The sequence below is a fragment of the Amycolatopsis sp. WQ 127309 genome, from assembly GCF_023023025.1.
In the GTDB taxonomy this organism is placed as follows: Bacteria; Actinomycetota; Actinomycetes; order Mycobacteriales; family Pseudonocardiaceae; genus Amycolatopsis.
In genome coordinates, this window is sequence record NZ_CP095481.1 from 1,399,203 (window position 1) to 1,412,656 (window position 13,454).

Annotated in this window: 13 protein-coding genes and 1 tRNA gene; 11 read left to right on the plus strand and 3 right to left on the minus strand. The window is 70.6% G+C overall.

Annotated features, from left to right (window positions below; all coding sequences use genetic code 11):
* The first annotated feature begins 68 nt into the window (after positions 1-68).
* From MUY22_RS05980 to MUY22_RS06000, 5 genes are all read left to right on the plus strand, one after another.
* Positions 69-1,172 carry a sensor histidine kinase gene (locus MUY22_RS05980; RefSeq protein ID WP_247063675.1) on the plus strand — a complete coding sequence of 368 codons (1,104 nt, stop codon included), beginning with the start codon at positions 69-71 and terminating at the stop codon, positions 1,170-1,172.
* Positions 1,169-1,825, plus strand: coding sequence for a response regulator transcription factor (locus MUY22_RS05985; RefSeq protein WP_247057913.1), 657 nt, complete (start codon positions 1,169-1,171; stop codon positions 1,823-1,825). The genes MUY22_RS05980 and MUY22_RS05985 overlap by 4 nt, the downstream gene beginning before the upstream one ends.
* 45 nt (positions 1,826-1,870) lie before the next feature.
* Positions 1,871-2,722, plus strand: coding sequence for an alpha/beta fold hydrolase (locus tag MUY22_RS05990; RefSeq protein ID WP_247057915.1), 852 nt, complete (start codon positions 1,871-1,873; stop codon positions 2,720-2,722).
* Positions 2,723-2,738: 16 nt separating this feature from the next.
* Entirely contained in the window at positions 2,739-3,923 is a 1,185-nt protein-coding gene (locus MUY22_RS05995; RefSeq protein WP_247057917.1) for a sorbosone dehydrogenase family protein, read from the plus strand.
* Positions 3,924-4,174: 251 nt separating this feature from the next.
* Positions 4,175-4,570, plus strand: coding sequence for a CPCC family cysteine-rich protein (locus MUY22_RS06000; protein ID WP_247057919.1), 396 nt, complete (start codon positions 4,175-4,177; stop codon positions 4,568-4,570).
* Here the strand turns inward: MUY22_RS06000 and MUY22_RS06005 are convergent.
* Positions 4,567-5,292: an SDR family NAD(P)-dependent oxidoreductase gene (locus MUY22_RS06005; RefSeq protein WP_247057921.1), complete on the minus strand. Its 726-nt coding sequence runs from the start codon at positions 5,290-5,292 to the stop codon at positions 4,567-4,569. The genes MUY22_RS06000 and MUY22_RS06005 overlap by 4 nt on opposite strands.
* Positions 5,293-5,322: 30 nt before the next feature.
* Here MUY22_RS06005 and MUY22_RS06010 point away from each other — a divergent pair, with 30 nt between their 5' ends.
* Complete coding sequence (locus tag MUY22_RS06010) at positions 5,323-5,721, plus strand: NUDIX domain-containing protein (RefSeq protein WP_247057922.1); 399 nt, start codon at positions 5,323-5,325, stop codon at positions 5,719-5,721.
* Positions 5,718-7,127, plus strand: coding sequence for a hypothetical protein (locus tag MUY22_RS06015; protein WP_247057924.1), 1,410 nt, complete (start codon positions 5,718-5,720; stop codon positions 7,125-7,127). Before MUY22_RS06010 ends, MUY22_RS06015 begins: the two co-directional genes overlap by 4 nt.
* Position 7,128: 1 nt before the next feature.
* On the opposite strand, the gene MUY22_RS06020 is transcribed toward MUY22_RS06015, so the two are convergent.
* Positions 7,129-7,722, minus strand: a complete 594-nt coding sequence (locus MUY22_RS06020) for a TetR/AcrR family transcriptional regulator (protein ID WP_247057927.1) — start codon at positions 7,720-7,722, stop codon at positions 7,129-7,131.
* Between the two features lie 96 nt (positions 7,723-7,818).
* Positions 7,819-8,784: an acyl-CoA desaturase gene (locus tag MUY22_RS06025; protein ID WP_247057929.1), complete on the minus strand. Its 966-nt coding sequence runs from the start codon at positions 8,782-8,784 to the stop codon at positions 7,819-7,821.
* A gap of 202 nt (positions 8,785-8,986) precedes the next feature.
* Here MUY22_RS06025 and MUY22_RS06030 point away from each other — a divergent pair.
* The 4 genes from MUY22_RS06030 (at position 8,987) to MUY22_RS06045 (ending at position 13,359) form a co-directional block, all read left to right on the plus strand.
* Positions 8,987-9,058, plus strand: a tRNA-Gln gene (locus MUY22_RS06030).
* 48 nt (positions 9,059-9,106) lie between these two features.
* On the plus strand, positions 9,107-10,861 hold the full coding sequence (locus MUY22_RS06035) for a diguanylate cyclase (protein ID WP_247057931.1): 1,755 nt from the start codon (positions 9,107-9,109) through the stop codon (positions 10,859-10,861).
* 48 nt (positions 10,862-10,909) lie between these two features.
* Positions 10,910-12,382, plus strand: a complete 1,473-nt coding sequence (glmU, locus tag MUY22_RS06040; protein ID WP_247057933.1) for a bifunctional UDP-N-acetylglucosamine diphosphorylase/glucosamine-1-phosphate N-acetyltransferase GlmU — start codon at positions 10,910-10,912, stop codon at positions 12,380-12,382.
* Positions 12,379-13,359 carry a ribose-phosphate diphosphokinase gene (locus tag MUY22_RS06045; RefSeq protein WP_247057935.1) on the plus strand — a complete coding sequence of 327 codons (981 nt, stop codon included), beginning with the start codon at positions 12,379-12,381 and terminating at the stop codon, positions 13,357-13,359. Before glmU ends, MUY22_RS06045 begins: the two co-directional genes overlap by 4 nt.
* Positions 13,360-13,454: the final 95 nt, after the last annotated feature.

Here is a 13,454-nt window from a genome sequence, read left to right on the forward strand (position 1 = left end):
GTCGGACCGGAGGAAGGACGCCACGGGCCCGGCGCCCGCGTTACGTTCGGTCCGTGGAACGACTGGTGATGTGGGTGCGGCGGCACCGGTGGACGGTGGACCTGCCGCTGTACGCCGTGTTCGTCTCCCTGGCGCCCAACTGGAACGGGCCCGCGCCGTGGTCCACCCGCGCGATCCCGATGCTGTTCCTGCTGCCGCTGCTGGTGCGGCGCCGCTACCCGCGGCTCGCCGCGGCGCTGATCATCGCCGGGGCCACGGCGGCCTACACGAACGAGATCTGGGCGTTCGACCGCGGCCGCGCCGAACTGAGCATGGCCGTGGTGCTGTTCACCCTCGTGAAGCTGGGCGACCGGCGGTTCGGCGCGCTGATCGCCGCCTGCGTCGTCGCCCTCGACGTCATGTGGGGCTTCACCTGGGGCACGTACTCCGACAACCCGACCCTCACGGTCGTCGGGACCCTCCCGCTGCACATCGCCGCCTGGGCGCTCGGGGAGTTCTTCCACGCCAAGGAACAGCTCACCGCGGCGGAGGGGAAACGCGTCGACGCCCAGACCCGCGCGGTCGCCGCCGAGGAGCGCGCGCGGATCGCGCGGGAGCTGCACGACGTCCTCGCGCACAGCATGAGCGTGATCGTGCTGAACGCCGAGGGCGCGAAGCTCGCCCGCCACCGCGACCCCGCCGTCGTCGACCGCACGCTCGACACCATCAGCCGCACCGGCCGCGACGCGCTCGCCGAGCTGCGGCGGCTCCTCGACGTCCTGCACGCCGGCCCGGCCGCGCGCAGCCCGCAGCCGACCGTGGCGGAGCTGCGCGAGCTCGTCGAGCAGTCCGGGCGTGCGGTCAGTCTCGACGTCACCGGCGACCCGGGCGGCCTGCCCGCGAGCGCCGCGCTGCAGGCGTACCGGATCGTCCAGGAGGCCCTGACCAACATGATCAAGCACGCCCCGGCCGACGCGACCGGCCGCGTCGAAGTCGCCTTCGGGCCCCGCGAAACCCGGATCGAGGTGACGAACACCGGCGGCGGCGCCGCGCCTTCGCCACCGCTGCCGTCGTCCGGCCGCGGGCTGGCGGGGATGCGCCAGCGCGTCGAGATGTACCACGGCGAGCTGACGACCGGGCCACTCGCCGACGGCGGCTACCGGGTGCGCGCGAGCCTGGTGGTCGGGCCGTGAGCGTGCGGGTGCTGCTCTGCGACGACCAGGAGCTGGTGCGGGTCGGGCTGCGGATGATCGTCGAGAGCCAAGAGGACCTCGTGGTCGTGGGCGAGGCGGCCAACGGCGAGGAGGCCGTCGCGAAGGCCCGGGAGCTGCGGCCGGACCTCGTGCTGATGGACGTCCGGATGCCGGTGCTCGACGGCGTCGCGGCGACCGGGCGGATCTGCGCGGAGCTGCCGGACACGCGCGTCCTGATCATCACGACGTTCGACCTCGACGAGTACGCCTACGCCGCGTTGCGCGCCGGAGCCAGCGGGTTCCTGGTGAAGGACGCGCCGTCGGAAGAGATGCTCGTCGCGGTCCGGGGCGTGCTGCGCGGCGACGCGATGGTCGCGCCGTCGGTCACCCGGCGGCTGCTCGACCGGTACCTCGACCGCCGCCACGACGCGGTGGACGTCGCGAAGCTCGACGTCCTGACCGAGCGCGAGAAGGACGTGCTGGGCCTGATCGCGCGCGGGCTGTCCAACGGCGAGATCGCCGGGAAGCTGTACATCGGCGAGACGACCGTGAAGACGCACGTCGGCCGGATCCTCGGCAAGCTGCGGCTGCGTGACCGGGTGCACGCGGTGGTGTTCGCCTACGAGTCCGGCTTGGTGCAACCGGGGGCGTAAAACTCCCTATTTATCCACTTGATAGGGAAGGTTAGAGTATGTTTCATGACGATATACAAGTCCGAAGCGGGCGCTCGGCTGCTGCGTGAGCGCTACCTCGACGTCCTGACGGCGTGGCCCGTCCCCCACGAGCAGGTCCGGGTGCCGACGCCCGAGGGCGAGACGTTCGTGCTCGTCTCCGGCCCGGCCGGCGCTCCGGCACTGGTGCTGCTGCACGGCTCCGGCAGCAACTCCGGCGAATGGGCGCCCCGGCTGCCGGCGCTCGCCGAGCGCTTCCGGGTGTACGCCGTCGACATCGTCGGCGAGCCGGGGCTGAGCGCCGAGACGCGCCCGCCGCTCGGCACCGACCGGTACGCGGCCTGGCTGGACGCCGTGCTCGGCCACTTCGGCGTGCCGTCGGCGGCGTTCCTGGCGTCGTCGCTCGGCGGCTGGCTCACGCTCGACTACGCGACCCGGCGCCCGGACCGCGTCACCGCGCTCGTGCTGCGCTCCCCGATCGGCCTCGGCCCGATGAAGAAGGCCTTCCTGGTCAAGGCCGTGCTGTGGGCACTGCTGGGCGAGCGGGGCCGGCGCAGGTCGGTGGCCGGTGTCCTCGGCGACGCGAGGTCGCCCGATGTCCTCGAACACCAGCTGCTCGTCTCGGCGAACTACCGCTACCGCACCGGCCCGTTCCCGGCGTTCGACGACGCCGCGCTGGCCCGGCTGGCCGTGCCGGTCTACGCCGTCGCCGGCACGGACGACGTCATGGTCGACTCCGCGACGACCAAACGGCGGCTGGAGGCGTTCGCACCGGACGCCGTCGTCGACCTGGTGCCCGGCACCGGGCACTACCTCCCCGGCGACGCGGACCTGGAGTTCCTCACGCGCGCGGCGGCGAACGGCGATTTCACCGCTTGATGGCAGGATGAGCCGTATGCGGCGTGTGCTGGGTCTCATCGGTGTGGTGTCCCTGCTGGTCACGGGCTGCTCGGGGGCGTCGAGCGCGCCCGTGCAGAGCGTCCCGCCACCACCGTCCACTCCGGCGGCGGCGACCGGGAAGCTCAAGGTCGAGACGGTCACCGCGGGCCTCGAGCACGGCTGGGACATCGGCTTCCTGCCCGACGGCGGCATCCTCGTGCCGCAGCGGCCCGGCAAGCTCGCGCTGGTCCGCGACGGCCGGGCCACCGAGGTGCAGGCCGACTTCTCCGACGTCTTCGCCCAGGGCGAGGGCGGCCTGCTCGGCATGGTGATCAGCCCGGACTTCACGACCAGCCGCGAGTTCATCACCTGCCAGGACCACCAGGAGGGCGGCAAGCCCGTCGACATCCGGCTGGTCACCTGGACGCTGGCGGCCGACGGCGGGAGCGCGACGAAGGTCAAGGACCTGCTCACCGGGCTGCCGATCAACCCGAGCGGCCGGCACTCCGGCTGCCGCCCGACGTTCGCGCCGGACGGCGCGCTGCTGGTCGGCACCGGCGACACGGCGAAGTCGACCGTCTCGCAGGACCGCCACTCCCTGGGCGGCAAGGTGCTGCGATTGGACGCGAAGACCGGGAAGCCGTTGCCGGACAACCCGTTCATCACGTCGTCGGACCCGCACGAGCGGCTCGTCTACACCTACGGACACCGCAACCTGCAGGGCGTGGCGATCCGGCCGGGCAGCGGCCAGGTGATCACCGCCGAGCACGGCCCGACGTTCGACGACGAGGTCAACCTGCTGAAACCGGGCGCGAACTACGGCTGGGACCCGTCGAAGGGCGGCACGGACTCCAGCTACGACGAGAGCGTGCCGATGACCGACCTCAAGCGCTTCCCGGACGCGGTGAGTCCACTGTGGACCTCCGGCAAGATCACCGAGGCGATCAGCGGCGACGCCTTCCTGACCGGCGCCCAGTGGGGGCCGAACGACGGCGCGCTCGTCGTCGTCGCGCTCAAGGGCCAGAAGCTGCTGCTGTACCACTTGGACCCCGCGGGCAAGGTCCTCGACGTCACGCTGCCCCCGGAGTTCGACGACAAGTTCGGCCGCCTGCGCGCGGTCCGCAGCGGCCCGGACGGCGCCCTGTACGTGACCACCTCGGACGGCACGAACGACAAGCTGCTGAAGGTCACGCCCGCCTGATTCATGCGAAAGACACACCGAGCCGGTGCCGGGAACACTGTCGGATCGCGCGCGGATCGCGGAACATGGTGTGCACCAAGAGTTTCGCCCGCCACCGACGAGTGTTGGACGCGGTCCGAAGAACCCGTTCCCGCGGCAGCACCCGCGCCGGTCCCCGAGCGCCATCGCCGACCTGGCGCCCGGGGACCGGCTTCCAACGTCCTGGTTGTTCGGCTTGACCCGCGACTGTCGGCCGCCCAGGCTGAGCCCTTGTGGATGCCGAGGTGAGTTACCCGTGCCCGTGCTGCGGGCACCTGGTGTTCGGGGAGCCGCCGGGCTCCTTCGACATCTGCAGCGTGTGCTTCTGGGAGGACGACCGGGTCCAGCTGCGCTGGCCCGACTACGGCGGCGGCGCGAACGGTCCCTCCCTGATCGAAGCGCAGCGCACTTACGCCGAACTCGGCGCGATGGAGTTCAGGTTCACCGGCCTCGTGCGCACGGCCGCCGCGTCCGAACCGATCGACGACGGGTGGCGGCCCATCGATCTCGCCCTCGACGACTTCGAGCCTCGAGGCGTCGCGGAATCGCCTGGGCCCAGCGACTTCACGACGCTGTACTGGTGGCGGCCGGCCTTCTGGCGTCGCGGCCGGGGCTCGACCAGGCCCTAACCGCCCAGGTAGGCCCCGCCGTTGACGTGGACGACCTGGCCCGTCACGTGGCCCGCCGCCGGGCTCGCGAGGAACGTCACCGCGGCCGTGACGTCCTCCGGCGTGCCCGGTCGCTTGTTCATCGTGTTCCCGACCAGCCGCTCGCGGCGGCGGTCGCTGAGCTTGCCGTGGAAGAACTCCGTGTCCCCGATCAGTCCCGGCGCGACGACGTTCGCGGTGATCCCGCGTGCGCCGAACTCCTGCGCCACGCTGACGTTCCACGCCTCGACCGCGGCCTTCGCGGCACCGTAGGAGCCGGCGCCGGTGTGGGCGGCGATCGAGCCGATCGTCACGATCCGGGCGCCGTCGGCGAGGCGGTCGCGCAGTGCGTGCGTCACCAGCGCGGCACTGACCACATTGGACCGGAGGTTGCGCTCGAACGCGGCCGCGAACCCGGCGAGGCCCTCTTCGGTGTCCCCGGCGAAGTCCGTGTTGCCGCCGGCGTTGTTGACGAGCACGTCGACCCGGTCCGGCAACTCGCCCAGTGCGGTCTCGACGGCCGCGGGATCGGCGGCGTCGAACACGACGGGCCGCGCGCCGAGCAGCGTCGCGGCCTCCGTGAGCACCTGCTCGCGACGTCCGGTGATCGTGACGCGGTCGCCGGCCGCCGCGAAAGCCGCCGCGACGGCGTACCCGATGCCCGTGCCGCCGCCGGTCACCACTACTTCCCTGCTGTTCCCCATGTCCCCGACCCTAGTGCCTACGATCGGGGCATGACCGAGATCGACAAGATCGCGTGGCTGCACCTGGTGGACGGCCGCATCCTGAGCACCCGCTCGCGCGGCAAGGACGTCTACTACCTCCCGGGCGGCAAGCGCGAGCCGGGCGAGACGGACGCGCAGACGCTGGTCCGGGAGGTCCGCGAAGAGGTCTCCGTGGCGATCACCGAGCCGACGATCGCGCCGGCCGGCGTCTTCGAGGCCCAAGCGGACGGCAAGGCGTCCGGCGTGGTGGTCCGGATGACGTGCTTCACGGCGGAGTACACGGGAACGCTGGTGGCGAGCAGCGAGATCGAAGAGATCACGTGGCTCGGCTACGCGGACCGCGACCGCGTTTCGGCCGTGGACAAGATCATTTTCGACCACCTGCGCCAAACAGGACTGCTGAGATGAACGACGCTGCCGAACAGTTCTTCGACCTGAACATCGAGCGGGTGCTGGAGCACTGGCCGGTGGCCTTCGCGATCCGCGAGATCATCGCCAACGCCCTCGACGAGCACGCGCTCACCCGGACCGTCGAACCGGTGATCACCAAGGACCCCGCGGGCGCGTGGCACGTGGCCGACTTCGGCCGCGGACTGCGTTACGAGCACCTCACGCAGAAGGAGAACGACGAGAAACGCGGCTCCGACGTCGTGATCGGCCAGTTCGGCATGGGCCTCAAGGACGCGCTGGCCGTGTTCGACCGCCACGACGTCGACGTGGTGATCCGCAGCGGGCACGGCGACATCACCACCAGGCAGCGGGCGAAGGAGTCGTTCGCCGACGTGCGCACCCTGCACGCCGTGATCCGCCCACCGGCCGACCCGGGCCTGTCCGGCACGGACGTCGAGCTGCGCGGCGTCACCGACGACGACGTCGCGGCGGCCCGGCGGTTCTTCCTGCACTACAGCGGGGACGAGCTGCTGGAGAGCACCTCGGCCGGCCAGGTCCTGAAGCGGATCGATCCCGCCGCTCCCGGCCGGATCTACGTCAAGGGGCTCCTCGTCGCGGAAGAGCCGAACTTCCTGTTCTCCTACAACATCACCGACATCAACGCGCCGTTGCGGCGCGCCCTCAACCGCGAGCGCAGCAACGTCGGCCGGTCCGCCTACACCGACCGGGTCAAGGCGATCCTCAAGCAGTGCCGCTCGGCCCAGGTCGCCTCCCCCTTGGCCGACGACCTCGCCGAGTTCGCCACCGGCCGGATGCACGACGAGCTGAGCTGGCGCGAGATCACCCTGCACGCGTGCACGGTCCTGGCCACCCACGAGAAAGTCGTCTTCGTGACGCCGTCGGAGCTGCAGGAAGGCACTCCGCAGCTCCGCTACGCCGAGCAGGAGGGCTACCGCTTGGTGACCGTCTCCGGGGAGGTGTCGGCGAAGCTGAACCAGCAGACCGACTTCGACGGCAAGCCGTTGCTCGACCTGAGCGGCTACCGCGAGGCCTGGAACGACAGCTTCGTCTTCACGCTGGTGAGCACGGCCGAGCTGTCACCGCGGGAGAACTCCGTCTACGCACTGACCGACGCCGTCGCCCGCCTCGCGGGGATCGACCTGCGCCGGGCCGGCGTGCACAGCGTCGTGATCTCGGAGACCATGCGCCTCGACGTCACCGGGGAGTCCACCCTGGGCCTGTGGGAGCCGGGCGAGAACCGGATCGTGATCCACCGCAGTCAGCTGGCCGGCGCCGCCGCGTACTGCGCGACGCTGCTGCACGAACTCACCCACGCGGTCTCCGGCGAATCCGACAACTCACTGGAGTTCGAAGCCGCGCTCACCGCGATGCTCGGCAAGATCGCGCTCCAAGCCTTGAAGTGACTCACCTCAGCCGGAGCTTGGGCTTGTCCTCCAGGTGCGACAACCCGTTCCAGGCCAGGTTCACGAGGTGCGCGGCGACCTCGTCGCGCTTCGGCTTCCGCGCGTCGAGCCACCACTGCCCGGTCAGCGCCACCATGCCCACCAGCGCCTGGGCGTAGAGCGCCGCCAGCTTCTCGTCGTAACCGCGCGCGGCGAACTGCTGGGCCAGGATGTGCTCCACCTGGCTCGCGATGTCGTTCAGGACCGTGGAAAACGTGCCCGTGGAACTCGCCACCGGGGAGTCGCGGACCAGGATGCGGAAGCCGTCGTGGGAATCCTCGACGTACGACAGCAGCGCGATCGCCGCCTGTTCCAGCATGACGCGCGGGTGACCGCCGTGGAGCGTCGAGACCATGCGTTCCAGCAGCAGCTGGGTTTCGCGGTCGACGACCACCGCGTAGATGCCCTCTTTGCCGCCGAAGTGTTCGTACACCACGGGTTTCGACACGTTGGCGCGGTGCGCGATCTCCTCGATCGACGTGCCGTCGAAACCCTTTTCGGCGAACAGGGCCCGCGCCACGTTCAGCAGCTGCTGACGGCGCTCGGTGCCGGTCATCCGGACGCGGGTCACCGGGGCGGCCGGACGTGCCCCGGTGACCTGCTCACGTTTTGAACGTCGTCTCCCCGCCACTCGCCGAACCCTACAGTGAGGCTAGCTCTTCTCCGTGGCGATTCGGGCCAATCGCTGCGGCGTCGGCCAGCGCACGTCGTGCACCCAGCCGAACTTCTCGAAGATCCAGATCAGGCGCGCGGAAATGTCGATCTGGCCGCGCTTCACACCGTGCCGGGCGGACGTCGGGTCCGCGTGGTGCAGGTTGTGCCAGGACTCGCCGAACGAGAAGATCGCCAGCGGCCAGAAGTTCGCCGACTTGTCGCGCGCCGCGAACGGGCGCTCGCCGATCATGTGGCAGATCGAGTTGACCGACCACGTCACGTGGTGCAGCACGCAGATGCGGACCAGCCCGGCCCAGAAGAACGCCGTCACGGCGCCCCACAGCGACCACGAGATCAGCCCGCCCGCCAGCGCCGGCAGCGCCAGGCTGACCAGGGCCCACAGCCAGAACAGGTCGTCGACCTTCTTGATCGCCGGGTCCTTCACCAGGTCCGGCGCGAAGCGCTCGGCGTTGGTCTGGTCGCGCTCGAACAGCCAGCCCATGTGCGCGTGCCAGAAGCCCTTGGCGATGGCCCACGGCGAGGTGCCGAACGCCCACGGGGAGTGCGGGTCGCCGTCGCGGTCGGAGAACGCGTGGTGGCGACGGTGGTCGGCGACCCAGGTGATGACCGGGCCCTGCAACGCGATGCTGCCGGCGATCGCCATGACGACGCGCAGCCACTGCTTGGCCTTGAACGACCCGTGCGTGAAGTAGCGGTGGTACGACACCGTGATGCCGAGCCCGCTGATCGCGTAGAACACCACGAAGACGCCGACGTCGACCCAGCTCAGTCCCCAGCCCCAGGCGAACGGCACCGCGACCAGCAGTGCCACCAACGGCGCGATCACACCGAAGTAGACCGAAAGCTGCACGCCGATTCCGCGGGTGCCTTCGGTGACAGGTTTGGGCCCCTTGGGAGCCGGCGGCTCCCCGGTGGGCTGCGAACGGTCGAGCGTGGCCGTCATACGCTTCACTTCTTCCTGCGTGGTGCCCCTACAAAGGGTTACCTAACCTACGATGCCGTAAGTTACGGTACAGGAGGTTCCGCCGGGTGGGGAGTGGCTGAACCTCTCACCGGTACTTCGGACCCGAGTACCCGGCAGACGGGCGCGTAACGCATCCCCCGCGCGGACGACACCCGATCGTCGCTATCCTGACCAGGAGCAATCCGCCGTAGTGTAATCGGCAGCACTTCAGATTTTGGTTCTGACAGTTCAGGTTCGAATCCTGGCGGCGGAGCAGCGGAAACACCATTTGCCGAGTACCCCGAACCACGACACCGGGAGGTTGGCGCTGACCGAAGAGGCGACCGACCCGGTAGCGGCCAGGCGACCAGCGCTGGTCGAGATGTCCGACGCCTGGCTCGTCGGGCGCGCGCGCGAGCTCACCGCCGTGGTCCAACGGTCCGACTACGCCAGCCAGCTCGAGATCGTCGCGCAGATGGACGAGCTCCTCGACGAGACCCAGCGCCGCGGCGAACCGCTGCTGGTCGCGCGCCTGCTGCGCGCGTCCGCGACCGCGCGGCTGGTCACCAAGGGCCTGGCCGCCGAGGCGGAGCCGCGGCTCGACGAGATGCTCGCGCACACCCGGCGCCACGGCCTCGCGCTGCTGCGGGCCGACGCGCACGCGCTGCGCGGGCGCCGCCTCGTGCTGGCCGCGCAGGAGGACGCCGCGCTCACCGAGATCGCCCGCGCGCTGGCCATCCTCGACGACTCGACGACCCCGGACCGCCAGGTCGGCGTCCGCGCCTGGAACCGGCTCTTGTGGTCGACGCTGAACGACTGCTGGATCGTGCTCAACCAGCTCGGTGTGTACGAGGCCGCCGAAGAGGTCAGCAGCCGCGCCGCCGTCGCGATCCGCGAGAGCGCCACCCCGCACGAGATCACCCTGCAGCTGCTGAACCGGGTGAAGATGCTGCTCGGCTGGGGCCTGCGGCTGGAGCGGATCGAAGAGTACGACGAGAGCGCCGAGAAGTTCCGCACCGCCGCCTCGATGGCGATGGCCATCGAGGGGCCCTACAGCGAGTCGCTGTTCCCGCGCCAGGCCGGCGTCGCCGCGGTCGACGAGGTCGGCGTGCTCGCCGCCGCGCTCGCCCTGCACCAGCCCGACGAGGACCAGATCGACCGGCTGCAGCGCCTCCACGACGGCATCGGCTACCCGGGCGAACGCGAGATCGTGACGATCGCGCTGGCCCGCTGCTTCGACAAGGCCGGCCGCCGCGAAGACGCGCTGAACGTGCTCCGCGAGGCCCGCGAATCACTGGGTGACGACTCCTCGCAGCCGTCCATGCGGCTGAACATCGCCCGCGAGCTGGCCCGCCTCGACACCAGCCCGGACTACGCGTCCGGCGCCAGCCAGTCGCTGATCGACTACGCGACCCGGCTGGAGTCGGAGATGTGGAGCCTGCGCGAGTCGCAGATCGCCACGCTGAACGCCCGCCGCGAGCACGAACGGCTGTCCGCCGAGCACGGCGCGATCACCCAGCAGGCGCTGCAGGACCCGCTCACCGGCCTGCCGAACCGGCGCGCGCTCGACGAGAAGCTGCGCCAGCTCGCGTCCTCGGCCGACGCGCAGCCGCTGGCCGTCGCGCTCGTCGACCTCGACGGCTTCAAGGGCGTCAACGACAAGCAGTCGCACGCCGAAGGCGACAACGTGCTGCGTGTCGTCGCGAGCACACTCCGTGACGCCCTGCGCGGCGACGACCTGGTGGCGCGCTACGGCGGCGACGAGTTCATCGTGCTGCTGCCGGGCACCCCGGTGTCGGCGGCGAAGATGGCGCTCGGCCGCGCGGTGAAGTCCGTCGCCGGCCTGCCGCACCACCTCTCCCACGGCGTCACGCTGTCGATCGGGCTCGTCTCACTGCGCCCGCAGGAACGCGGCGAGCAGGTCCTCGCGCGGGCGGACGCGGCGATGTACCAGGCGAAACGCGGCGGCGGCAACCAGGTGGCGTCGGCCAACTCGATGGCGTCCGACCCGGCCGCGGCGTGGGCGAGCGAAGGCCTACCGACCGACCCAGCGTGGGACCCCGAAGAGCACAGTTAGGATCGGTGCCCGACAGAAGCCATTCGTTGGTAACCGTTGGGAGCGTCGTTGACCGGCCCGCTGAGCACGTTGATCCTCGCCGCGGGTGAAGGCACCCGTATGCGTTCCTCGACGCCGAAGGTGCTGCACCCGATCGCCGGGCGGCCCCTCGTCGAGCACGCCGTCCGCGCCGCCGCCGGCCTGGACCCGGCCCACCTCGTCGTCGTGCTCGGCCACGGTCGCGAAGCCGTCGGCGACCGCATCACCGACGTCGCCAAGGACCTCGGGCGCGAGGTCGGCACCGCCGTGCAGGCCGAGCAGAAGGGCACCGGCCACGCCGTGTCCTGCGCGCTCGCCACGCTCCCGGCGGACCTCACCGGCACCGTGCTCGTAAGCTACGGCGACGTCCCGCTCCTGGACACCGAGACGCTGGCGGCCCTGCTGGCCGAGCACACCGGCTCGGGCAACGCCGTCACCGTGCTCACCGCCGTGGTGCCCGACCCGACCGGTTACGGCCGGATCGTCCGGGACGCCGCGGGTGCGGTCACCGCGATCGTCGAGCACAAGGACGCCAGTCCCGAGCAGGCCGCGATCACCGAGATCAACTCGGGCGTCTACGCCTTCGACGCTTCGGTCCTCGCGGACGGTCTCGGCCGGCTCTCCACCGACAACTCGCAGGGTGAGCTCTACCTCACCGACGTGCTGGGCATCGCCCGCGGCGACGGCAAGGGCGTCGGCGCGCTGGTCGTCGACGACCCGTGGCTGACCGAAGGCGTCAACGACCGCGTCCAGCTGTCGGTGCTCGGCGCCGAGCTGAACCGCCGGATCGTCCGCCGCTGGCAGCGCGAGGGCGTCACGGTCGTCGACCCGGCCTCGACGTGGATCGACGCGGGCGTCACCCTCTCGCGGGACGTCGTGCTCGAGCCCGGCGTGCAGCTCAAGGGCACCACGTCGGTCGGCGAGGGCAGCACGGTCGGCCCGGACAGCACGCTGACGAACGTCTCGATCGGCGCCGGCGCCTCCGTGGTGCGGGTGCACGGCTCCGACTCCGAGCTGGGCGACCGCGTCAACGTCGGCCCGTTCACGTACCTGCGGCCGGGCACGAAGCTGGGTGTCAAGGCCAAGCTCGGCGCGTTCGTCGAGACGAAGGCCGCCGACATCGGCGCAGGCACGAAGGTGCCGCACCTGACCTACGTCGGCGACGCCACGATCGGCGAGAACAGCAACATCGGCTGCTCCAGCGTGTTCGTGAACTACGACGGCGTCAACAAGCACAAGACCGTTATCGGGTCACATGTCCGGTTGGGCGCGGACAACACGTTCGTCGCCCCGGTGCGGATCGGTGACGGCGCTTACAGTGGTGCAGGTGCCGTGATCCGCGAGGATGTCCCGCCGGGCACACTCGCGGTGTCGGCGCCGCCGCAGCGCAACATCGAAGGCTGGGCGATCCGGCGCCGGCCGGGTACGCCCGCGGCGGAGGCGGCCCAGGCCGCCCTCGACGCCGATTCAGCAGCAGGAACCGACGGGGAGTCGCCAGCATGAGTCCGAAGTCAGGTACGCCGAAGAAGAACTTGATGCTCTTCTCCGGACGGGCGCACCGGGAGCTCGCGGAAGAGGTCGCCGAGCACCTCAACGTGACGATCACCCCGCAGACGGCCCACACCTTCGCCAACGGCGAGCTGTTCGTCCGGTTCGAGGAGTCCGTCCGCGGGACCGACGCCTTCGTCATCCAGGCGCACACCACCCCCATCAACGAGTACGTGATGGAACAGCTGATCATGGTGGACGCGCTCAAGCGGGCGAGCGCGAAGCGGATCACCGTGGTGATGCCGTTCTACCCGTACGCGCGCCAGGACAAGAAGCACAAGGGCCGCGAGCCGATCTCGGCCCGGCTGATCGCGGACCTGTTCAAGACCGCGGGCGCCGACCGGATCATGACGGTCGACCTGCACACCGCGCAGATCCAGGGCTTCTTCGACGGCCCGGTCGACCACCTGATGGCCCAGAGCGTGCTGGCCGACCACATCAAGAAGACCTACGGCGACGCCGACATCACCGTCGTCTCGCCGGACTCGGGCCGCGTGCGGCTGGCCGAGAAGTGGGCGCAGACGCTGGGTGACCGCCCGATCGCGTTCATCCACAAGACGCGCGACCCGGACAAGCCGAACCAGGCCGTCGCGAACCGTGTGGTCGGCAAGGTCGAGGGCAAGCTCTGCGTCCTGATCGACGACATGATCGACACCGGCGGCACGATCGTGAAGGCCACCGAAGCACTGATCGACGAGGGCGCGGCGGACGTCGTCATCGCGACGACCCACGGCATCCTCTCGGACCCGGCGACCGAGCGCCTCTCGCAGTGCAAGGCGCGCGAGGTCATCGTCACGAACTCGCTCCCGATCCCCGAGGAGAAGCGGTTCGAGGGCCTGACGGTCCTGTCGATCGCCCCGATGCTGGCGGAAGCCATCCAGCAGGTCTTCGAGGACGGCTCGGTCACGTCGCTCTTCGACGGCCAGGCCTGAGGTTCCCCCGGAAAGCCCGCTCTCCCTTGTGGAGGGCGGGCTTTCCGCTGCCCGCGAAAGGCCGCGACACCCGGCCCGCGGCAGAGCTAGCGTCG